The organism is Amaricoccus sp., assembly GCF_017995835.1.
GTDB lineage: Bacteria > Pseudomonadota > Alphaproteobacteria > Rhodobacterales > Rhodobacteraceae > Amaricoccus.
Genome location: NZ_JAGOID010000017.1, coordinates 20,479 through 40,059 on the forward strand (window position 1 = coordinate 20,479; position 19,581 = coordinate 40,059).

The 19,581-nt window shown below is 70.6% G+C and carries 23 protein-coding genes; 13 read left to right on the top strand and 10 right to left on the bottom strand.

The features are described from left to right. Positions 1 to 65: 65 nt before the first annotated feature. Positions 66 to 881 (bottom strand): nitrilase-related carbon-nitrogen hydrolase, encoded by an 816-nt coding sequence (locus KBA23_RS04650; RefSeq protein WP_290737220.1) that lies wholly within the window; start codon positions 879 to 881, stop codon positions 66 to 68. A gap of 228 nt (positions 882 to 1,109) precedes the next feature. Between KBA23_RS04650 and KBA23_RS04655 the strand changes: the two genes are divergently transcribed. The 4 genes from KBA23_RS04655 (at position 1,110) to KBA23_RS04670 (ending at position 4,166) form a co-directional block, all read left to right on the top strand. Continuing rightward, positions 1,110 to 1,565 (top strand): MaoC family dehydratase, encoded by a 456-nt coding sequence (locus KBA23_RS04655; protein ID WP_290737222.1) that lies wholly within the window; start codon positions 1,110 to 1,112, stop codon positions 1,563 to 1,565. A gap of 32 nt (positions 1,566 to 1,597) precedes the next feature. Continuing rightward, positions 1,598 to 2,545, top strand: a complete 948-nt coding sequence (locus KBA23_RS04660; protein ID WP_290737224.1) for a bifunctional riboflavin kinase/FAD synthetase — start codon at positions 1,598 to 1,600, stop codon at positions 2,543 to 2,545. A 68-nt stretch (positions 2,546 to 2,613) separates the two neighbouring features. Next, positions 2,614 to 3,084, top strand: coding sequence for a YcgN family cysteine cluster protein (locus KBA23_RS04665; protein ID WP_290737226.1), 471 nt, complete (start codon positions 2,614 to 2,616; stop codon positions 3,082 to 3,084). Continuing rightward, positions 3,084 to 4,166, top strand: a complete 1,083-nt coding sequence (locus KBA23_RS04670; protein ID WP_290737228.1) for a low specificity L-threonine aldolase — start codon at positions 3,084 to 3,086, stop codon at positions 4,164 to 4,166. The genes KBA23_RS04665 and KBA23_RS04670 overlap by 1 nt, the downstream gene beginning before the upstream one ends. Positions 4,167 to 4,318: 152 nt before the next feature. Here KBA23_RS04670 and KBA23_RS04675 read toward each other — a convergent pair whose 3' ends face one another. Continuing rightward, positions 4,319 to 4,915 (bottom strand): 2-hydroxychromene-2-carboxylate isomerase, encoded by a 597-nt coding sequence (locus KBA23_RS04675; protein ID WP_290737229.1) that lies wholly within the window; start codon positions 4,913 to 4,915, stop codon positions 4,319 to 4,321. A 105-nt stretch (positions 4,916 to 5,020) separates the two neighbouring features. Between KBA23_RS04675 and KBA23_RS04680 the strand changes: the two genes are divergently transcribed. The 5 genes from KBA23_RS04680 to ccoP all read left to right on the top strand — a co-directional run bounded on the left by KBA23_RS04680 (position 5,021) and on the right by ccoP (position 9,996). Continuing rightward, positions 5,021 to 6,040, top strand: a complete 1,020-nt coding sequence (locus KBA23_RS04680; protein ID WP_290737231.1) for a ribose-phosphate pyrophosphokinase — start codon at positions 5,021 to 5,023, stop codon at positions 6,038 to 6,040. A gap of 510 nt (positions 6,041 to 6,550) precedes the next feature. Beyond that, positions 6,551 to 8,137: a cytochrome-c oxidase, cbb3-type subunit I gene (ccoN, locus tag KBA23_RS04685; protein WP_290737233.1), complete on the top strand. Its 1,587-nt coding sequence runs from the start codon at positions 6,551 to 6,553 to the stop codon at positions 8,135 to 8,137. Positions 8,138 to 8,152: 15 nt separating this feature from the next. Beyond that, positions 8,153 to 8,935, top strand: a complete 783-nt coding sequence (gene ccoO, locus KBA23_RS04690; protein WP_290737235.1) for a cytochrome-c oxidase, cbb3-type subunit II — start codon at positions 8,153 to 8,155, stop codon at positions 8,933 to 8,935. A 13-nt stretch (positions 8,936 to 8,948) separates the two neighbouring features. Further along, the gene (locus KBA23_RS04695; protein WP_290737237.1) at positions 8,949 to 9,131 is read left to right on the top strand and encodes a cbb3-type cytochrome c oxidase subunit 3; all 183 of its coding nucleotides are present in this window, start codon (positions 8,949 to 8,951) and stop codon (positions 9,129 to 9,131) included. Continuing rightward, positions 9,121 to 9,996 carry a cytochrome-c oxidase, cbb3-type subunit III gene (gene ccoP, locus KBA23_RS04700; protein ID WP_290737239.1) on the top strand — a complete coding sequence of 292 codons (876 nt, stop codon included), beginning with the start codon at positions 9,121 to 9,123 and terminating at the stop codon, positions 9,994 to 9,996. Before KBA23_RS04695 ends, ccoP begins: the two co-directional genes overlap by 11 nt. 12 nt (positions 9,997 to 10,008) lie before the next feature. Here ccoP and KBA23_RS04705 read toward each other — a convergent pair whose 3' ends face one another. The 4 genes from KBA23_RS04705 to KBA23_RS04720 are packed head-to-tail and all read right to left on the bottom strand — an operon-like array spanning position 10,009 to position 12,366. Further along, the gene (locus KBA23_RS04705; RefSeq protein WP_290737241.1) at positions 10,009 to 10,497 is read right to left on the bottom strand and encodes a MarR family winged helix-turn-helix transcriptional regulator; all 489 of its coding nucleotides are present in this window, start codon (positions 10,495 to 10,497) and stop codon (positions 10,009 to 10,011) included. Next, positions 10,494 to 11,333: a carbon-nitrogen hydrolase family protein gene (locus tag KBA23_RS04710; RefSeq protein WP_290737243.1), complete on the bottom strand. Its 840-nt coding sequence runs from the start codon at positions 11,331 to 11,333 to the stop codon at positions 10,494 to 10,496. The genes KBA23_RS04705 and KBA23_RS04710 overlap by 4 nt, the downstream gene beginning before the upstream one ends. 5 nt (positions 11,334 to 11,338) lie before the next feature. Further along, on the bottom strand, positions 11,339 to 11,596 hold the full coding sequence (gene grxC, locus KBA23_RS04715; protein WP_290737245.1) for a glutaredoxin 3: 258 nt from the start codon (positions 11,594 to 11,596) through the stop codon (positions 11,339 to 11,341). A gap of 23 nt (positions 11,597 to 11,619) precedes the next feature. Then, positions 11,620 to 12,366: a ComF family protein gene (locus tag KBA23_RS04720; RefSeq protein WP_290737247.1), complete on the bottom strand. Its 747-nt coding sequence runs from the start codon at positions 12,364 to 12,366 to the stop codon at positions 11,620 to 11,622. A 43-nt stretch (positions 12,367 to 12,409) separates the two neighbouring features. Between KBA23_RS04720 and KBA23_RS04725 the strand changes: the two genes are divergently transcribed. Beyond that, positions 12,410 to 13,276 (top strand): methyltransferase domain-containing protein, encoded by an 867-nt coding sequence (locus tag KBA23_RS04725; RefSeq protein WP_290737265.1) that lies wholly within the window; start codon positions 12,410 to 12,412, stop codon positions 13,274 to 13,276. Positions 13,277 to 13,334: 58 nt separating this feature from the next. Further along, entirely contained in the window at positions 13,335 to 14,411 is a 1,077-nt protein-coding gene (hemH, locus tag KBA23_RS04730; RefSeq protein WP_290737267.1) for a ferrochelatase, read from the top strand. 15 nt (positions 14,412 to 14,426) lie between these two features. Here hemH and KBA23_RS04735 read toward each other — a convergent pair whose 3' ends face one another. Then, positions 14,427 to 14,618, bottom strand: coding sequence for a hypothetical protein (locus KBA23_RS04735; RefSeq protein WP_290737249.1), 192 nt, complete (start codon positions 14,616 to 14,618; stop codon positions 14,427 to 14,429). Between the two features lie 145 nt (positions 14,619 to 14,763). Next, a complete protein-coding gene (locus tag KBA23_RS04740; RefSeq protein ID WP_290737251.1) occupies positions 14,764 to 15,831 on the bottom strand; it encodes an AI-2E family transporter in 1,068 nt (355 codons plus the stop codon). Positions 15,832 to 15,933: 102 nt separating this feature from the next. On the opposite strand from KBA23_RS04740, the gene prfB reads away from it, so the two are divergent. Both prfB and KBA23_RS04750 read left to right on the top strand, forming a co-directional pair. After that, complete coding sequence (gene prfB, locus KBA23_RS04745) at positions 15,934 to 17,061, top strand: peptide chain release factor 2 (RefSeq protein WP_290737253.1); 1,128 nt, start codon at positions 15,934 to 15,936, stop codon at positions 17,059 to 17,061. Positions 17,062 to 17,108: 47 nt separating this feature from the next. Beyond that, positions 17,109 to 17,327: a hypothetical protein gene (locus KBA23_RS04750; protein ID WP_290737255.1), complete on the top strand. Its 219-nt coding sequence runs from the start codon at positions 17,109 to 17,111 to the stop codon at positions 17,325 to 17,327. A gap of 68 nt (positions 17,328 to 17,395) precedes the next feature. Here KBA23_RS04750 and tal read toward each other — a convergent pair whose 3' ends face one another. Next, positions 17,396 to 18,346, bottom strand: coding sequence for a transaldolase (gene tal, locus KBA23_RS04755; protein WP_290737257.1), 951 nt, complete (start codon positions 18,344 to 18,346; stop codon positions 17,396 to 17,398). A gap of 189 nt (positions 18,347 to 18,535) precedes the next feature. Beyond that, positions 18,536 to 19,581, bottom strand: a 1,046-nt coding sequence (gene ctaA, locus KBA23_RS04760; protein WP_290737259.1) for a heme A synthase, incomplete at its 5' end; no start/stop codon positions are given.

Sequence of the window (19,581 nt, forward strand, 5' to 3'; positions counted from 1 at the left end):
GAGGACTGTGAGCAAGCGGAGCACCACGAGGCGTGGGAGCCGATCGGGCACGGAGGCCATTGAGATCAGGCGAGCGGCACCAGAATGACGGAGGCCGGTTCGAGCGGGATCGCGGCGGGCGCCGCGGCGATCTCCGCATGGACCCAGCCCGGCGTGTCGGGCTTGCCGGCGGCGGTCTCGGCGCCGGTCCCGTCGTAGACAGCCGCCCGCCCCGCGAGGCGCCCGAGCGTCGGCGCCCATGTCGCGTCGCCGATCGCGACGGCGAGCGCGACCGGCAGTCCCGTCTCGCGCGCCCGCGCCGACGCGGCCGCGCACAGCACGTTGTCGGCGTCGGGCGACGCCGCCGCGGGCGCGAGCAGCACGCCGGCGCCGGCGGCCGCGAGCGCCGCCGCGAGCTCGGGTTCCGTGAGATCGGCCCCGAGGAGGATCCCGATCCGGCCGAGTTCGGTGTCGAAGGCCGCGGCGCCCGCGCCAGGGGAAAGCCCGAAGGCGTCGCGCAGTCCGGGGGCCGGAGCCACCTGGTCGGCGGCGCCGCGCCCGCCGTCCGGGGCGAACAGCCGCGCGCGGTTGAAGACGCGGCCCTCGGGCAGCCGCAGCGGACCTGACGCGGCGAGGATGTGAGCGTCGAACTCGCGGGCGAGGCTGGCGTGCAGGTCGTCGACGTCCTTGATCCGGGCGGTCAGCGCATCGACGGCGCGACGGGGATCGCCGGCGTTCCCTTCGCCGGCGAGGCTCGCGAGCTCGAGCGCCGCCAGCTCCGGAAAGACGATCAGCTCGGCGTCGGCCTCGGAGGCGGTGCGGACCCACATGCGCAACTTTCCGACATACTCGTTCCAGCGGTTGAGCCAGTCGATCGGATAGGCGGCGACGGCGATCTTCATGGCGCGCTCCGTTTCCGCGGCCACGCCATTCCGGACGCTCTGCGGCCGGCGTGCAAGCCGATTCGTCGGGCAGGGCGGCCGCCGAGGTCGTGACCGGGGCAGGCGCCGAGTCTCGCTGGAACAATATGTCTTGCATATGCGACTTCACTTTACGATCATTGCGCAATGAAGTTGCGCTGCGGCGCACAATCGTTTATGGTCCGGGGACGCGAGGGGAGAAGGCGGGCGATGTTGGACGAGCGTGGGCACAATCTTCCGGTCGGGACGATCTGCATCGAGGACATCGAGATCGGCATGACCCGCTCGGTGTCAAAGACGATCGGCGACGCGGAAATCCGCGCGTTCGCCGAGATCTCGACGGACCACAACCCGGTGCATCTCGACGACGCCTATGCGCGGGACACCATCTTCCAGGGCCGGATCGCACACGGGATTCTGACCGCCGCGCTGATCTCGGCGGTGATCGGAGAGCAGTTGCCGGGGCACGGCACCGTCTATCTCGGACAGACGCTGAAGTTCCTTGCGCCGGTGCGTCCCGGCGATCGGGTGGAGGCGAGCGTGACCGTGGCCGGGATCGACCACGCCAAGCGTCGGGTGACGCTTGATTGCGCCTGCCGCGTGGGCGATACGGTCGTGCTCAAGGGCGAGGCGCTGGTCTTGGCGCCGAGCCGCAAGTTCGACTGACGGGCGGGGCCACGCGTCCCGCGCAGGGACCGATGCGACGACACCACGGCTATCGCGGCATCGCGCTGACGGACCAGGGCGCCGCGGTTGCGATAGGAAATTTCGACGGGGTGCATCGCGGCCACCAGGCCGTGCTGGCGCTGGCGCGCGCGGAGGCGTCCGCGCTGGGCGCGCCGTTCGGCGTGATCACCTTCGAGCCTCATCCCCGCGAGTTCTTCAGGCCGGACGGCCCCCCCTTTCGTCTGATGCGCGCCGACACGCGCGCGCGGCGGCTGGAGGCGCTGGGGGTCGAGCAGCTCTACGAGTTGCCCTTCGATGCGGCGATGGCTGCGCTGCCAGCGGAGGCGTTCGCGCGCGACGTGCTCGCCGGCGCGCTCGGGGTCCGCGCCCTGATCGCCGGGGCGGACTTCCATTTCGGCCATGACCGGGGCGGCAATCTCGCGCTCCTGCGCGAAATGGGGCCGGGGCTCGGCTTCGCCGTGGTCGGCGCGCCCCTGCTCGAGGCCGACGGCGACGAGGTGTCGTCCACGGCGATCCGCCGCGCGCTGGAGGCCGGGCGACCCGAGGAGGCTGCGCGCCTCCTCGGCGGTTGGCGCCGCATCGAGGGCGTGGTCGAGCACGGCGACGCGCGCGGCCGGACCCTCGGTTTCCCGACCGCCAACCTGTCGTTCGACCGCCTGCATCGTCCGCGCTCCGGCGTCTACGCGGCGCTGGTCGACGTGCTCGACGGTCCGCATCGCGGCCGCTGGCCGGCGGCGGTGAGCATCGGCGACCGGCCGACCTTCGGGGGCGGGCGCGTCAACCTCGAGGCCTACCTCATCGGCTTCGACGGCGACCTCTACGGCGCCGTCATCTCGGTGGCGCTCGTGGAGTTCCTCCGGCGCGAGCTGCGCTTCGACGGCGCCGAGCCGCTCGTCGCCCAGATGCGGCTCGACGTGGAGATGGTGCGGGAACGTCTCGCGGCGACGCTGGCCTGCTGAGCGGAACGGGCGCCCGTGGCGGATCGCGGGTTCCGGTCGGCGGGATTTGCAGGCATTCTGCGGGCATCATGCGCGACCCCATCGACCGGACTGGCCTGCGACCCGAGTTCTGGCGCCGCTTTCCGCTGGAGAGCCTGCCGCGCGACGAGTGGGAGGCGCTTTGCGACGGCTGCGGCAAGTGCTGTCTCATCAAGCTCGAGGACGAGGACACCGGGCGGCTCGCCTTCACCTCCATCGCCTGCCGGCTGCTCGATCTCGGCACCTGCCGCTGCGGCAACTACCCGCATCGCCGGCGGCTCGTGGCAGGGTGCATTGCGCTCGACCCGCAGTCGCTCGAGGAGGCGATGGCGTGGCTGCCCGACACCTGCGCCTACCGGCTGCTGGCGCTGGGCGAGGATCTTCCCGCATGGCATCCGCTCCTCACCGGCGATCCGGAGAGCGTGCACCGCGCCGGCGTGTCGCTGCGCGGGCGGATGACGCCGGAATACGACGTCGACGAGGACGACTGGGAAGACTACGTGCTCGCGGAGCAGGGTTGATGTGGTTTCTTTCCGACAATGCCGGGCCGGCGCATCCGCGAATCCTCGAAGCCATCGACCGCGCCAACGAGGGCAATGCCTCCGGCTATGGCGGCGATGCGCTCACGGCGCGGACCGTGGCGCGGGTCCGCGAGGTCTTCGAGGCGCCCGACGCGGCCGTGTATCTCGTCGGCACGGGGACGGCGGCCAACGCGCTGGCGCTCGCCTGCCTGTGCCCGCCATGGGGGACGATCTTCTGCCACGCCCACGCCCATGTGCAGGAGGACGAGTGCGGCGCGGCGGGATTCTTCGCGGCGGGGGCGACGACGACGCCCGTCCCCGGCGCGCACGGGCGGATCGACCCGGAGGCGCTCGAGGCCGCGATCGGCCGCGCCGGCGCGAGCGTGCATCAGGTCCAGCCGGGGGCGTTGACGCTGACGAACGCCACCGAGGCGGGCGCGGTCCAGGATCCCGACGAGGTGGCCCGGCTCGCCGGGATCGCGCGGGCGGCGGGGATGCCGGTCCACATGGACGGCGCGCGTTTCGCCAACGCGGTGGCGGCCCTCGGCTGCACGCCGGCGGAGCTTACCTGGAAGGCCGGGGTCGATGCGCTCAGCCTCGGGGGAACGAAGAACGGGCTCCTCGGCGCCGAGGCGGTGGTGCTGTTCGACCCGGCGCGGGGCTGGGAGTTCGAGCTTCGCCGCAAGCGGGCCGGGCATCTCTTCTCCAAGCACCGTTTCCTCGCGGCGCAGATGGAGGCTTATCTGGAGGACGGGCTCTGGCTCGACCTCGCCGGACGCGCCAACGCCGCGGCGGCGCGTTTGTCCCGGGGCATCGCGGCCATGCCGGGCGCGCGGATCGAGCACCCGACCGAGGCCAACGAGGTCTTCGCCGCATGGCCGCGCGCGGGGCACCGGCGGGCGCGGGCGGCGGGGGCGGAGTACTATCTCTGGTCGTTCGACGATCCCGCTGCCGCGACCCTCGACGGGCCTGCGGACGGGCTCGTACCGGCGCGGCTGGTTTGCGACTGGTCTGCCGACGCGGCCGCCATCGACCGGTTCGTGGCGCTCGCCCGCGGCGAGGAAGTCGCGCAGGGCGCTTGAGGCGGGATGCCCAGGGCGAGGCGGGGCAAGAGGCTGAAACGGCGGGATTTTATCTTTCTGGAACCCGGCAGGAATCAGGCTGGAATTCGCCTTGCCACTTTTTCACGATTCGATAGGGCCTCGGCGCCGGTCCGGCGCCCGGGCCGTTCGTTTCAGCCGCCTTCGCCGAGCCGCGCGTCGAGAAGGTCGAGCCGGTCCTGCCCCCAGAAGACCTCCCCGTCGACGAGATAGCTCGGAGCGCCGAAGACGCCGCGGCGGATGGCCTCCTCGGTGTTGCGCTCCAGCGCCGCCATGCCGGCGACAAGGCCGCGGTCGGCGAGCGCAGCGTCGAAGCCGTGGGCGCCGAGGAGGTCGCGGATCACCGCATCGTCGGCGATGTCGCGGTCCTCGGCCCAGACGGCCTTGAGCACGCCATGGACGAAACCGCCGAGGTCGCCCCCTCCCGCCGCCTGCGCCGCGACGATCGCCGCCGAGGCGGGAGCCGGGTTGGTCGGCCAGTGCGCCGGCCGGAGATTGATCGGGAGGCCGACGGCGCGGGCGACCCTGGCGAGATCCTGTAGACGGTAGGCCTGCCTGGAGGGGTGCCGGTCGGCGACATTGGGCGTCCCGACGGCGGCGTAGACCTGCTGGACCTGGAACGGCTTGTAGACGATCGTCGCGCCGCGGCGCGCGGCGATCTCCTCGAGGCGGAGGCCGGCGAGATAGGAATAGGAGGAGAGCGGGAACAGGAAGTATTCGATCGTGGCCATTGCGCGTCTCCGGCGGTTGCGCCGCCATCCTCACGCGATTGCGGGTCTTTGCAAGCGCCGGCCACGGTGCTAGGGCGTCCCCGTCGCGACGGTGGAGCGAGAGCCATGAACCCCCTGTTCAAGCCGAAGCTCATTGCCGGAAACTCCAACCGCCAGCTGGCGGCGGCGATCGCCCGGCGGATCTCGATCCACCGCGGCGAGCATGTCGAGCTCTGCAAGACGCGGGTGGAGCGGTTCAACGACCAGGAGATCTTCGTCGAGGTCCACGAGAACGTGCGCGGCGAGGACATGTTCATCATCCAGTCGACGTCCAAGCCGACGAACGACAACCTGATGGAGCTGATGATCATGACCGACGCGCTGCGCCGGTCCTCGGCGGCGCGCATCACCGCGGTCATGCCCTATTTCGGCTATGCGCGGCAGGACCGCCGGGCCAAGGCGCGCACGCCGATCAGCGCCAAGCTCGTCGCGAACCTGCTGACGGAGGCGGGGATCGAGCGGGTGCTGACGATGGACCTGCACGCCGCGCAGATCCAGGGCTTCTTCGACATCCCGGTCGACAACCTCTATGCCGCGCCGGTCTTCGAGCTCGACATCCGGCACCAGTTCGCGAACCTGCGCGACATCACCATCGTCTCGCCCGACGTCGGCGGCGTGGCCCGGGCGCGCGACCTCGCCGAGCGCATCGAGGCCGACCTCGCCGTGGTGGACAAGCGCCGCTCCGCGCCGGGGGAGATCGCCTCCATGACGGTGATCGGCGAGGTCGAGGACCGCGTCTGCATCATCGTCGACGACATCTGCGACACGGCCGGAACGCTGGTGAAGGCCGCGGAGCTTCTCGTCGAGAAGGGCGCCCGCGAAGTCCACGCCTACATTACCCACGGCGTCCTGTCGGGCCCGGCCGTGGAGCGCATCGTCGCCTCGCCGATGAAGAGCCTCGTCGTCACCGATTCGATCGAGCCGACGCCGGAGACGCGATCCGCGCACAACATCCGTATCGTGCCGGTCGCGCCGTTGTTCGCGCAGGCGATTCTCAACATCTCGAACGGCACGAGCGTGTCCTCGCTGTTCGATTCGGCGACGCTGGCCCCGGTCTACGAGGCGCTCTACCCCAACGCCGCCTGAGGCGCGGTCGCCACAGGCGTCTCTGCGCCCGTCGCGCAGCCTCTTTCCTTCCCGGTCGCCGGAACCCGCCCGGGCGTGGCGCGTTGCTCCCGGGTCCGGAGATCGGCCCGGCCGGCGGCTACCCCTCGTAGGCCGCGCCGAGGCTGACCGGCACTGGCGGGCGGGTTCCGCAGGTCCGAAGCGCGCGGGAAACGCTTTCGCCCGTGGGCAGGACCAGCGCCGCACCCGCTCCGAGGCGCGCGACCGCGCTCCGCAGCAGCGTGGGTCGCCGCGCCGGCGGCGTCGTCCGTTTGGACGACGCCGCCTTTCCTCTCACTCCGCACGGCGAGCGGGGCGTTGCCGGATCTGTGCAACGTCGCATCGCCTTTTCCCGGCAATGGCGCCGAGGGATGACGAGGGTTGATTTGAATCAATGATCGTGCCCACTTCGCGTAACAATGGTGCGCGGCGCGCAGCGGGGGCAGCCACCTGGCGGAAGGCCGGGGCTGTGTAAGCGACGAGGGGTCAACGATGCTCGACGGAGTGAAGATTGCGGCGTTCGGGCTCGGCGCGCTCATGTTCGCCATCGCCACGAACTGGGGCCACGACCAGGCCTATCGGGTCCATGCCCTGCTGCTCACCGCGCTCTGCGCCGCCGGCTTCGTCTGGTCGATTCGCACGGCGGGCGCGCGACAGCCGGTGAACGTCGAGTCCTCCTACATGGACGGACCGATTCGCTACGGCGTGGTCGCGACCGCGTTCTGGGCGATCGTCGGCTTCCTGATGGGGACGCTGATCGCCTTCCAGCTCGCCTATCCCGACCTGAACCTCGGGCTGCCCTGGACGAGCTTCGGGCGACTGCGGCCGCTGCATACCTCGGCGGTGATCTTTGCCTTCGGCGGCAACGGTCTGATCGCGACCTCGTTCTATGTCGTCCAGCGCACCTGCGCCACCCGGCTCTGGGGCGGCAACGCCGCCTGGTTCGTGTTCTGGGGCTACAACCTGTTCATCGTCCTGGCGGCGACCGGCTACGTCCTCGGCTCGACCCAGTCGTTGGAATACGCCGAGCCGGAATGGTACGCCGACCTGTGGTTGACCATCGTCTGGGTCGTCTACCTGGCGATCTACCTCGGCACGCTCGTGAAGCGGAAAGAGCCCCACATTTACGTGGCGAACTGGTTCTACCTGAGCTTCATCATCACCGTGGCGTTGCTCCACGTCGTCAACAACCTCGCCGTTCCGGTGTCGATCTGGAGCTCGGCCTCGGTCGCGCTCTGGCCGGGCGTCCAGGGCGCAATGATCCAGTGGTGGTACGGCCACAACGCGGTCGCCTTCTTCCTGACCGTGCCGTTCCTGGCGATGATGTACTACTTCGTCCCCAAGCAGGCCAACCGGCCGGTCTACTCCTACCGGCTCTCGATCATTCACTTCTGGTCGCTGATCTTCCTCTACATCTGGGCGGGTCCGCACCACCTGCACTACACCGCACTGCCCGACTGGGCGCAGATCCTCGGCATGGTCATGTCGATCATCCTGTGGATGCCGTCGTGGGGCGGCGCGATCAACGGGCTGATGACGCTGCAGGGCGCCTGGGACAAGCTCCGCACCGACCCGATCCTGCGCATGATGGTGGTTGCGCTCGCCTTCTACACCATGGCGACCTTCGAGGGGCCGATGATGTCGATCCGGGCGGTCAACTCGCTCAGCCACTACACCGACTGGACGATCGGCCACGTGCACTCGGGCGTGCTCGGCTTCAACGGCCTGCTCACCTCCGCGGCGCTCTACTACCTGGTGCCCCGGCTGTGGAAGCGCGAGCGGCTCTACTCGCTCAGTCTCGTCTCGTGGCACTTCTGGCTCGCGACCATCGGCATCGTGCTCTACGCCTCGTCGATGTGGATCGCCGGCATCACCCAGGGCCTGATGTGGCGTGAGGTCGACAGCCTCGGCTTCCTCGTCAACTCCTTCGCGGACACCGTCGCCGCCATGCATCCGATGTACGTGATCCGGGCGCTCGGCGGCGTGCTCTACCTGACGGGCGGGCTGATCATGGCGTGGAACCTCTGGAAGACAGTCATGTCCGAGCCCCTGCGGGCCGAAACCGTGCCGGCCGAGTAAGGGGGAGATCGCGCCATGTCCGACAAAGAGCACGCGCCCGCGAACGAGCCGAAGCAGCCGCCCCGGCAGTCCTGGCTCTCCCGGAACCACCGCTACATCGAGACGAACGCCTTCCTGCTGCTGGTGTTCGCGTTCGTGGCGGTGTCGATCGGCGGCGCCGTCCAGATCGTGCCGCTATTCTATCTCGACAACACCATCGAGAAGGTCGAGGGGATGCGCCCCTACTCGCCGCTCGAGCTGACCGGGCGCGACATCTACGTGCGCGAGGGCTGCTACACCTGCCACAGCCAGATGATCCGCACCATGCTCGACGAGCAGGAGCGGTACGGCCACTACTCGCTCGCGGCCGAGTCGATGTACGATCACCCGTTCCAGTGGGGCTCCAAGCGCACCGGTCCGGACCTCGCCCGCGTCGGCGGGCGCTATTCCGACGCCTGGCACGTCGCGCACTTCCACAACCCGCGCGACCTCGTGCCGGAATCGGTGATGCCGGCCTATCCCTGGCTCGCGCAGACCCAGGTCGATTCCGACCAAGTCCAGGCGACCATGCGTGCGAATGGCCGGGCGGGCGTGCCCTATACCGACGAGATGATCGACGCGGCCAAGGCCGATTTCCGCGCCCAGGCCGATCCCGACAACGGCGACGTCGAGGGGCTGCTCGAGCGTTATCCCAAGGCGGTGGCGCGCAACTTCGACACCCAGCCCGGCGTGACCGAGCTCGATGCCGTCATCGCCTACCTGCAGATGCTCGGCACGCTGGTCGATTTCTCGACCTACACGCCCGAAGCCAGCCGCTGAAGGACGCCGGGCGATGGAAACGTACACCTTCCTGCGCACGCTGGCCGACAGCTGGGGCATGCTCGCGATGCTGGTGATCTTCGCCGGAGTCGTGTTCTGGGCGTTCCGCCCGGGGTCAAGGAAGGCGCAGGACGACGCAGCGAACCAGATCTTCCGCAACGAAGACAAGCCCAAGGACGACGGGAATGGCCACTAAGCGCGAGCTCGACGAGGCTACCCAGACCGAGACGACCGGCCATGTATGGGATGGCATCAAGGAACTCGACACGCCGATGCCGCGGTGGTGGCTGTGGGCCTTCTACGCCACCATCGTGTGGGGTGTGGTCTTTGTGATCCTGTACCCGGCCTGGCCGCTGGTCAACGGAGCGACGCCGGGCCTGCTCGGCTATTCGAGCCGGGCGCAGGTCGCCTCCGAGGTCGCGCGGGCGCGCGACGCCAACGCCGCGCTCGACCAGCGTATCCTCGACACCGATCTCGCCGCGGTCGAGCAGGATCCGGAGCTGCTGCAATTCGCCGTCGCCGGCGGCGGCGCGGTGTTTCGCAACAATTGCGGCCAGTGCCACGGCGCAGGCGGGCAGGGGGCGATCGGCGGCTTTCCCAACCTCCTCGACGACGACTGGCTCTGGGGCGGCACGGTCGAGGCGATCCACCAGACCGTCCAGCACGGCATCCGCTACGATGCCGATCCCGACACGCGGTTCAGCCAGATGCCGGCCTTTGGCGATATCCTCACGCCCGAGGAGATCGACGGCCTGACGCAGTACGTGCTTTCCCTCTCCGGGACCGAGCACGACGCCGGGATGGCGGCCGCCGCCCAGCAGACCTTCCTCGACAACTGCGCTTCCTGCCACGGCGAGGATGGCGCGGGCATGCAGGACCAGGGCGCGCCCAGCCTCGTCGACGGGATCTGGCTTTACGGAGGCGATCCGGCGACCATCCGCGAGACGATCACGACGGCCCGCTACGGGATCATGCCGTCCTTCTCCCTCGGGAACCGGCTGCGGCCGGAGGACATCCGCAAGGTCGCCGTCTATGTCCACAACCTCGGCGGCGGTCAGTAGGCCGCCGGCGGGTCAGGTCACCGGGGACTGGCCGAGCCGCACCGTGGCGGGTTCGGCTGTCCCGCTGAGGCCGGCGCGCAGGGCGCGCAGGAACGGCAGCGCGGCCTTGAGGCGCTCGGGGCCGAGCCGGGCGGCGACGTCGTCGAAGACCGGCGCGATCGCGCTGACGGCCCGGTTGCGCGCGGCATGGCCGGCGGGGCTGAGGCCCACCCACTTGCGCCGCGCGTCGTCCCAGTCCGGGCGGATATGGATGTAGCCCGCCGCGTCGAGCCTCTGGAGCGTGTTCGTCATGGCGCCCTTGGTGACGTGGAAGGTGCGGGCGAGCTGCGCCGGGGTCTTCTCGCCACCTGCTCCGGCAAGGTGGTTCAAGGTCATGAAGTGTGACAGCTCCATGCCCTTCGGCAGGGCGCGGGCGAGACGGCCCCGGGCGAGTTGCTCGATCATGACGATCTCGCCGAAGATCGCGACCAAGGCCGGGTCGCGGCTCGGGATCTCGGTCATGGCGCCTCCGGCGCGGCGAAGGGCCGGTCGTGGCGGAGCGAAGGCACCTGCGCCCGCGCCCGCGCCACGGCGCCGAGGTCGAGATCGACGAGCGTGACGCCGACCGCCTCGCCCGCGTCGGCCAGAACCGCGCCCCAGGGCGAGACCGCAAGCGAGTGACCCCAGGTGCGCCGCGGTTTGCCCGCGCGCGTGGGGTGCGCCCCCGACTGCGCCGGGGCGAGCACGAAGGCGCCGGTCTCGATGGCGCGGGCGCGCAGCAGCGCGCGCCAGTGCGCCTCGCCGGTCGGCACGGTGAAGGCGGAAGGAACGGCGATGATCTCCGCGCCCCCTTTGGCGAGCGCGCGGTAGAGGCCGGGGAAACGAAGGTCGTAGCAGATGGTCATCCCGAGGCGGGCCTGCCCGGCCTGCGCGACGACCGCCCGGTCGCCGGGACGGAAGGCCGCGGATTCGCGGTAGCTCTCGCCGCTGGCCAGTTCGACGTCGAACATGTGGATCTTGTCGTAGCGGGCGGCGACGGCGCCGTCGGGCGCGACGAGGAAGCCGCGGTTGGCGAAGCGGCCGTCGGGGTCGCTGGTCCGGAGACCGAGGCTGCCGATCAAGAGCCAGATCCCGAGTTCCGCCGCGACCTCGCGCAGGTGGGCGAGCGTCGGGTCGTCCGCCTCGGGCACGAAGGCCTCGGCCTGCACGGCGCGGCTGGAGCTCATGAGGTTGGTGCATTCCGGCGTGAGGACCAGCTCCGCCCCGCCCGCGGCGGCTTCGCGCACCAGCGCCTCGGTCACGGAGAGATTCGCCGCCGGGTCGTCGCCCGAGCAGAGCTGGACGAGGCCCGCGCGCACCGCCGTCAATCCGCCAGGAGCGGGTCGAGCCGACCCTCGCGATCCAGCGCGGCCATGTCGTCGTAGCCGCCGACGTGACGCGCGCCGATGAAGATCTGCGGCACGGTGCGGCGGCCCCGGGCGCGGCCGATCATCTCGGCGCGTCGCGCCGGTTCGGCGGAGACGTCGACCTCGTCGAAGACGACGCCCTTGGTCGCGAGGAGGCGCTTGGCGGCGTGGCAGTAGCCGCAGAAGGGCGTGGTGTAGATGGTGACGGGCGGCATCTTCTCCTCCGGGACGGAGGGCATCATAGCTCCCGCGAATCGTCGAAGGCAACGCGGGCGAGGACGAGCACGTCGACGCGGGCGGCCCCTGCCGCGCGCAGCGTGTCGGCGCAGGCGGAGAGCGTGGCGCCGGAGGTGAGCACGTCGTCGACGAGGAGCACGGACCTGCCGGCGACCTCGGCGCGGCGGCGGGCCGGGACGGCGAAAGCCCCTGCCTGGTTCGCGGCGCGGGACAGGCGGTTCATGCGCTCCTGCGGCTTCGTCGCGCGCACGCGGCACAGGAGATCGACGGCGACGGGGCGCCCGGAGAGGCGGCCGATGCGCTTGGCGAGCTCGGCCGACTGGTTGTAGCGCCGGCGCGCGAGGCGTCGCCAGTGCAGCGGCGTGGGCGCTATGACGTCCGCCCCGGCGAGGAGGTCGCGCCCGGCGGCGGCCATCCAGGCGGCCAGCGGCCCCACCGTGTCGAGCCGGTCCCCGTGCTTCAGCGACAGGACGACCCGGCGGCCCGCGCCCTCGTAGAGCACGGCCGCGGCACCGCGGTCCCAGGCGGGCGGATGACGCAGGCAGCCGTCGCAGACATCCGCATCGCCGGCCTCGTCGCCGAGGAGCGGCACGCCGCAGCGGCGACAGGCGGCGCCGGCGATGAAATGCGTCTCGCGCCAGCAGGCCGGGCAGAGCCCGTGCGGCGCGTCGGTCGGCTCCGGGCAGGCGATGCAGCGTGGCGGGAAGATCATGTCGGCGATCCCGGCGCCGATGGCGCGCAACAGCATGGCGTCCTGCTCCTTCTCGGCCTATGTGGGCGGCATGGCCGACATGCCGCCCCAGCTCTTCGACCTCGACCTTCTCGCCCGGCGTCGCGCGCGGGCTGCGGCGGCTCCCGGCGGCCCGGCGGACTTCCTGCACGCCGTGGCGGCCGATGAGATCGCGGATAGGCTCGCGGAGGTTAACAGGTCGTTTAGAAGCCCCGCCGTGATCAGCCCGCGCGGGGACGTCTGGGCCGACCGGCTGCGGGCGGCCGGGGCGCCGGCGGCGCGGGTCGTCCCGGACGCCGAGACGCTCGACCTCGCGCCGGGCGCGCACGACCTCGTGGTGCACGGGCTGGCGCTGCACTGGGCGAACGATCCCGTCGGCCAACTCGTGCAGAGCCGCCGGGCGCTCGCCCCCGACGGGCTGTTCCTCGGCGCGCTCTTTGGCGCAGGCTCGCTCGCGGAATTGCGCGCGGCGCTCGGCGAGGCCGAGGTGGCCGAGACGGGCGGCCTGAGCCCGCGGGTGGCGCCGATGGGCGAGATCCGCGACCTCGGCAGCCTCTTGCAGCGGGCGGGCTTCGCCATGCCGGTGGCGGATTCGCTGCGCGCGGACGCGCGCTATCCGGATGCGCTCGCGCTCATGCGCGACCTGCGGGCGATGGGCGAGACCAACGTGATGCGGTCGCGGCTGGCGCGGCCGACCCCGGCGCGGGTCTTCGCGCGGGCGGCGGCGATCTACCGGGAGCGGTTCGGCGCGCCGGACGGACGGGTGCGGGCGAGCTTCGAGATCGTGGTCCTGACCGGCTGGGCCCCCGGCGCGGGCCAGCCGAAGCCGCTGCGCCCCGGCTCGGCGGCGGCCCGCCTCGCTGATGCGCTGGGCGTCGCCGAGCGGGGTCTGGGCGAAAGCGCCGATCCGGGGCGACGCGACGATTGACGCTGCCGCGCGGGGGCATAGGTAGGCGGAAAGCCGGAGAGACCAGCCGATGACCGAGATGCCGAAGATCGCCGCCGACCGTCCCGACCTGCCGAGCGAGGGGCGGCTCGCCCATGCGGCGCCGGACCACCCGCCAGTGCCGGCGGCGAAGGTGGGCGTCATCCTCGCCAATCTCGGCACGCCGGACGCGACCGACTACTGGTCGATGCGCCGCTACCTGAACGAGTTCCTGTCGGACCAGCGGGTCATCGACTATCCGCGCTGGAAATGGCAGCCGATCCTGCAACTCATGGTGCTGAGCAAGCGGCCCTTCAGCTCGGGCGCGGCCTATCGCGGCATCTGGAACAACGATCGCAACGAGAGCCCGCTGCTGACGATCACCCGCGAGCAGACCGAGGCCGTGGCGGCGCGGCTGGCGGCGGCGCATGGCGACCGGCTGATGGTCGACTTCGCGATGCGCTACGGCAACCCCTCGACGCGCTCGGTGATCGAGCGCATGGCCGCCGCGGGCTGCGAGCGCATCGTGTTCTTCCCGCTCTATCCGCAATACGCCGCGGCCACGACGGCCACCGCCTGCGATCAGGCGTTCCGCGCGCTCATGGAGTTGCGCTGGCAGCCGAGCCTGCGGACGGTCCCCGCCTACTACGACGAGCCGCTCTATATCGACGCGCTCGCCCGGTCGGTGGAGCAGGCCTATGCCGCGATGGAGCGCCGCCCCGACGCCCTGGTGACGAGCTATCACGGCCTGCCCGAACGCTACCTGGCCGAAGGCGACCCCTACCACTGTCACTGCCGCAAGACCTCGCGCTTGCTGCGCGAGCGGCTGGGGTTCGGCGCGGACGAGGTGGTGGTGACCTTCCAGTCCCGCTTCGGGCCGGAGGAATGGCTGAAGCCCTACACGGTCGAGGAGGTGGCGCGGCTGGCGCAGGCCGGAAGGCGCCACATCGCCGTCATGGCGCCGGCCTTCTCGGCCGATTGCGTGGAGACGCTGGAGGAGATCAACGAGGAGATCCGCGAAGCCTTCCTGCACGCGGGCGGAGAAAGCTTCAGCTACATTCCCTGCCTCAACGCCGAACCCGCGCATATCGACGCGCTGGTCGCCGTGCTGGAGCGCGAGCTGTCGGGCTGGGTCTGAGCGCCCGGTCCGGCGTCAGGGAAGGGTCGGCGTCTCGAGCCGGAGCATGGTCGGACCGACCGCCCGCACGGGCTCCTCGGTCAGTTCGATCGGGCGCCCCCGGTACAGCGTCTTGCCGTCACGGATCAGGATGGTGCCGTCCTGAAGAACCTCGATCATTTCTCCCTGGACGGAGATGCAGCTCGAAAGTCGTATCGTCTTCAGCATAACGCCCGGCCCTGCTGCTGGATTCTGGCTCTGAATCGATGTTAGCGAACCGCCCCGCGGGCTGTCATCAACTAAAGTTCTGTTTGCAACTTTCGTCGTAGACAGTGGCCCCGGCGCCGCGTTCTCCGTCCGGCGACGGCCCGGGTCAGCCGTTCCCGCGCGGAGGGCCGAGGTCGCCGTCGCGCGAGAGCAGGACGGCGATGGGACGGGAGCCGGGGAATTCCGCGAGCACGATGACGAGGATCGCCATCAGCGGCACCGCGAGGATTGCGCCGGGCACGCCCCAGATCGTGGTCCAGACCACCAGGCTGACGAGGATGACGAGCGGGCTCAGGTTGAGCGAGTTTCCCATCAGCCAGGGCTCGATGAAGTTGCCGACGAGCGCCTGCGCCGCCGAGAGCGCGGCGACGAGCGCCGCGACCGGTCCGAGCGCCCCGAACTGCACCACCGCCATCACCGTCGGGAAGAACACCCCGATGAACGACCCGAGATAGGGGATGTAGTTCACGAGCCCGATCAGGATCGCCCAGAACCCGGCGAAGTCGACCCCGGCGATGCGCAGGATCGCGTAGCTCAGCGACCCGAGCAGGATGTTGATCAGCGTCTTGAGCACCAGATACGCGCCGATCCGGGCGTTGACGTCGGCGATGACGCCCTTGATGCGCGCAATCCGGGCCGGGACGTCCGACAGGCGGGCGATCTTGGTCGCGAAGCGGTCCCTCTCCGCCACCATGAAGCCGGCGTAGATCACCACCAAGGCCGCCGTCGCGACGAGGGAGGACGCCGACGCGACCGCGACCGCGAGCAGGCGCTGGAGGTTGACAGCCCGAAGCACGTCGTCGCGCAGCGTTCGCCAGGTCGGTTCGGTCTCGAAGCCGAAATAGGTCGCCCAGGCCTGAATCTGCGTAAGCAGCCGCCCCTCGTACTGTGGTGCGCTGGCCGCGATCTGTCCGAACGCGCCGATGACGATCCAGACAAGAAGGGCGACGACGGCGGCGATCAGCCCCAGCGAGAGCACGTAGCGCGCCAGCGCCGGCAGCCGCCCGCCGATCCCGGGAAGCCGCCCGAAGAGTTCCGCGAGGCCGAGGACGATGTAGGCGAGCACCATGCCGGACACGAGCGGCAGGAGGATCGGTCGGCCGATCACCAGGATCCAGCCGATCATCAGCGCGAGCAGCACGCCGAGGACGAGATTGACGAAGGTTTCGCGCACGCGGCGGCTCTAGCACGCGGCCGGGGCCGGCGCCATCGCGGGACGCTCTTTACCGGGACGGAGGCGGGGGCTAGAACCTGCCCCGCCCCGGAGGACGGACACATGCGCGCCGAGACCGAACGCCTGGTCGAAGAGATCGAGAAATCGCTCGCGCTGTTGCGCCAGCGGCTCGACTGGGAGACCGCGCCGCATCGCCTCGAGGAGCTCGACGCGATGACCGAGGATCCGAAGCTCTGGGACGATCCGGCCCGCGCGCAAAAGCTCATGCGCGACCGGCAGAACCTTGCGGCCGCGGTCGAGGGCTATCGCGCGCTGGCGCAGGATCTCGCCGATCAGGTGGAGCTGATCGAACTCGGCGAGGCCGAGGGTGACACGGCGGTGGTCGCCGACGCCGAGGCCGCGCTCAAGGCGTTGCGCGAGCGCGCGGCGCAGAAGGAGATCGAGGCGTTGCTCGACGGCGAGGCCGACGGCAACGACACCTTCCTCGAGGTCAACGCCGGCGCCGGCGGCACCGAAAGTTGCGACTGGGCCGCCATGCTGGCGCGGATGTATGTGCGCTGGGCGGAGGCGCACGGCTACAGGGTCGAACTCCAGTCCGAGAGCGCCGGCGAGGGCGCGGGCATCAAGTCCGCGACCTACAGGATCAGCGGCCCGAACGCCTATGGCTGGCTCAAGACCGAGAGCGGCGTGCACCGGCTCGTGCGCATCTCGCCGTTCGACAGCGCCGCGCGGCGGCACACCTCGTTCAGCTCGGTCTGGGTCTATCCCGTGGTGGACGACAACATCGAGATCGACGTCGCCGCAAACGACATCCGCATCGACACCTACCGCTCCTCGGGCGCGGGCGGGCAGCACGTCAACACCACCGACTCGGCGGTGCGCATCACCCATATCCCGACGGGGATCGTGGTGACCTCGTCGGAGAAGTCGCAGCACCAGAACCGCGCCAACGCCATGGCCGCGCTGAAGTCGCGGCTCTACGAGATGGAGTTGCGCCGCCGCAACGAGGCGATCACCGCCGCGCACGAAGCCAAGGGCGACGCCGGCTGGGGCAACCAGATCCGCAGCTACGTCCTCCAGCCCTATCAGATGGTCAAGGACCTGCGCACGAACGTCGAGACCTCGGACACGGGAGGCGTGCTCGACGGCGATCTCGACGCCTTCATGGCCGGCGCGCTGGCGCAGCAGGTCGCCGGCAAGTCCCGCGCCGAGGCGCAGGCGGCCGACTAGAACCGCCGCCTCGCCGGCCGTCCAAGGAACGGAACAGGAGAACCGCCATGAGATCCCTGCCGCTGGCGCTGGCGATCATCGGGTCCGCCCTGCCTGCCATGGCGCAGCAGTCGACGCTCAGCCTGGAGCAGATGCAGCGCAAATACCGCCAGATGAACATCGTCCACATCGAGAAGTGCGACTACGACCGGAATGGCCAGTTCACCCGGACCGAGCAGCTCTGCGTCGCCAGCATCTACCAGCAGATGTACGTCAACAATCGCTGACCGCCGGCCTCTCTCGCCCGACCCTCCGCCGGGGCCCGGAAACGTCGCGGCTTCCGGGGGCTGCCGGCTCAGGCGGGGACGGCGGGCAGCCGGTCGGCGAGCATCTTCTCGAGCTTCACCGCATCGGCGTGGAACTTGCGGATGCCCTCGGCGAGCTTGTCCGAGGCCATCTCGTCCTCGTTCATCTCCCAGCGGAACTCCGGCTCTGAGATCCCCTCCGGACGCCCCTTCGCGGCGGTCGGCGACAGCGCGCGCGCCAGCGTGCCGGTGTCCTTCGACAGCGCGTCGAGCAGCGCCGGCGCGATGGTCAGCCGGTCGCAGCCGGCGAGCGCCTCGATCTGGCCGGCGGAGCGGAACGAGGCGCCCATCACCACCGTGTCGATGCCGTGCTCCTTGTAATAGGCGTAGATGCGGCGCACCGACTGCACGCCCGGGTCGGCCTCCGGCGCATAGGTCTCGCCGGTCCTCGCCTTGTACCAGTCGGTGATCCGACCGACGAAGGGCGAGATCAGGAAGACGCCGGCGTCGGCGCAGGCCTTGGCCTGGGTCATGCTGAAGAGCAGCGTCAGGTTGCAGTCGATGCCGTCGCGCTGGAGCGTCCGCGCGGCGCGGATGCCCTCCCATGTCGAGGCGAGCTTGATCAGGACGCGCTCCCGGCCGATCCCCAGCCGTTCGTAGGCGTCCACGATGTCGCGGGCGCGGGCGAGCGAGGCGTCGATGTCGAACGAGAGCCGCGCATCGACCTCGGTCGACACCCGGCCGGGGACGATCTTCGCCAGCTCCGCGCCGACGGCGACGGTGAGATCGCCGGCGATGCCGGCGGCGTCGTGGCCGGCCGCCCGGCCCTTCTCCACCGCCCCGGCGAGGATCCCGGCGAAGGCAGGGCTGCTCAGCGCCCCGAGCACGATGGAGGGATTGGTGGTGCAGTCCTGCGGCTTGAACTGGCGCACCGCCTCGATGTCGCCGGTATCGGCGACGACGGTGCTCATGGTGCGCAGCTGGTCGAGCTTGCTGGTCATGGTTTCCTCACGCGATCCGCATTTTCAGTCTGCTAGGGACAGACTTCGCCCCTTTGGCGCCAAATGGAAAGCCCCCGACCGCCTGCCAGGTCCTTCCCGGGGCGATATAGGAGCGGCGGCGCTCCGGGCAACCCGCGACGGACCGAGGGCAGAGGCCCACGCTTGCCGCCCGCCGCGTCGGGTAGGGGCCTAGACGCGGGCCCCGCGGGCGATCTTCTGCGCCCTCGGGTACAGGGCGGCGAAGCGCGCGCGCAGGATCAGAACGAACAGCGCCACGGCGCCGAGCTGATGCACGATCGCGACCTGCCACGGCGAGGCGTAGAGGACCGTCACGATCCCGAGCCCGACCTGCGCCGCCAGCATCGCCGCCATCGCGTCGAAGGCGCCGCGAATGTCGGCGAGCGCGCTGCGCCGGCTGCGGACCCAGGCGACGGCCCCGAGGACGAGGAGGACGTAGCCCAGGATCCGGTGGTTGAACTGCACGAGGCCGGGATTGTCGAGGAGGTTCCGCCAGCCCGGCTCCAGCACGAAGGCGTCCGGCGGCAGGAACGCGCCCGCCATCAGCGGCCATTCCGGGAAGCTCCGGCCCGCGTCGATGCCGGCGACGAGAGCGCCGAGCAGGATCTGCACGAAGGCGACGGCAGCCAGCACGCTCCCCCAGCGCATCAGCGCCTCGTTGCGCTGCCGGCGCGCCTGGAGCAGGTCGGCGTCCTCGCGGCGCAGCGTCATCGTCCACCACGCGAGCAACCCGAGGATGACGAAGGCGATGCCGAGATGGATCGCCAGCCGGTGCGAGGCGACCGCCACCATCTCCGGCGCGAGCCCGGAGGCCACCATCCACCACCCCACGGCGCCCTGGAGCCCGCCGAGCAGCCCGACCGCCAGCAGGCGTGGCGTCCAGCCGGTAGGGATGCGCCGACGGACGAGGAACCACAGGAACCCCGCGGCCCAGACCAGCCCGATCAGGCGCCCGAGCTGTCGGAGGCCCCATTCCCACCAGTAGATCCGCTTGAATTCCGCGAGCGTCATGTCGGGCCGCGTCAGCTCGAATTGCGGGATGGCGCGATAGTTGGCGAACTCGGCCTCCCATGCGGCCGCGTCGCGCGGCGGCAGCGCCCCGGCAATCGGCTTCCATTCGGTGATCGACAGCCCCGAATCCGTCAGCCGCGTCAGCCCGCCCACGACGATCATCGCCACGACGAGCGCGAACAGCGCGGCGAGCCATGCCGCGATGG

Bases quoted from the DNA above. Each gene is read 5' to 3' on its own strand.
- KBA23_RS04650 (WP_290737220.1), bottom strand. From the start codon at position 881: ATGAAGATCGCCGTCGCCGCCTATCCGATCGACTGGCTCAACCGCTGG.
- KBA23_RS04655 (WP_290737222.1), top strand. From the start codon at position 1,110: ATGTTGGACGAGCGTGGGCACAATCTTCCGGTCGGGACGATCTGCATC.
- KBA23_RS04660 (WP_290737224.1), top strand. From the start codon at position 1,598: ATGCGACGACACCACGGCTATCGCGGCATCGCGCTGACGGACCAGGGC.
- KBA23_RS04665 (WP_290737226.1), top strand. From the start codon at position 2,614: ATGCGCGACCCCATCGACCGGACTGGCCTGCGACCCGAGTTCTGGCGC.
- KBA23_RS04670 (WP_290737228.1), top strand. From the start codon at position 3,084: ATGTGGTTTCTTTCCGACAATGCCGGGCCGGCGCATCCGCGAATCCTC.
- KBA23_RS04675 (WP_290737229.1), bottom strand. From the start codon at position 4,915: ATGGCCACGATCGAATACTTCCTGTTCCCGCTCTCCTCCTATTCCTAT.
- KBA23_RS04680 (WP_290737231.1), top strand. From the start codon at position 5,021: ATGAACCCCCTGTTCAAGCCGAAGCTCATTGCCGGAAACTCCAACCGC.
- ccoN (WP_290737233.1), top strand. From the start codon at position 6,551: ATGCTCGACGGAGTGAAGATTGCGGCGTTCGGGCTCGGCGCGCTCATG.
- ccoO (WP_290737235.1), top strand. From the start codon at position 8,153: ATGTCCGACAAAGAGCACGCGCCCGCGAACGAGCCGAAGCAGCCGCCC.
- KBA23_RS04695 (WP_290737237.1), top strand. From the start codon at position 8,949: ATGGAAACGTACACCTTCCTGCGCACGCTGGCCGACAGCTGGGGCATG.
- ccoP (WP_290737239.1), top strand. From the start codon at position 9,121: ATGGCCACTAAGCGCGAGCTCGACGAGGCTACCCAGACCGAGACGACC.
- KBA23_RS04705 (WP_290737241.1), bottom strand. From the start codon at position 10,497: ATGACCGAGATCCCGAGCCGCGACCCGGCCTTGGTCGCGATCTTCGGC.
- grxC (WP_290737245.1), bottom strand. From the start codon at position 11,596: ATGCCGCCCGTCACCATCTACACCACGCCCTTCTGCGGCTACTGCCAC.
- KBA23_RS04720 (WP_290737247.1), bottom strand. From the start codon at position 12,366: ATGCTGTTGCGCGCCATCGGCGCCGGGATCGCCGACATGATCTTCCCG.
- KBA23_RS04725 (WP_290737265.1), top strand. From the start codon at position 12,410: ATGCCGCCCCAGCTCTTCGACCTCGACCTTCTCGCCCGGCGTCGCGCG.
- hemH (WP_290737267.1), top strand. From the start codon at position 13,335: ATGCCGAAGATCGCCGCCGACCGTCCCGACCTGCCGAGCGAGGGGCGG.
- KBA23_RS04735 (WP_290737249.1), bottom strand. From the start codon at position 14,618: ATGCTGAAGACGATACGACTTTCGAGCTGCATCTCCGTCCAGGGAGAA.
- prfB (WP_290737253.1), top strand. From the start codon at position 15,934: ATGCGCGCCGAGACCGAACGCCTGGTCGAAGAGATCGAGAAATCGCTC.
- KBA23_RS04750 (WP_290737255.1), top strand. From the start codon at position 17,109: ATGAGATCCCTGCCGCTGGCGCTGGCGATCATCGGGTCCGCCCTGCCT.
- tal (WP_290737257.1), bottom strand. From the start codon at position 18,346: ATGACCAGCAAGCTCGACCAGCTGCGCACCATGAGCACCGTCGTCGCC.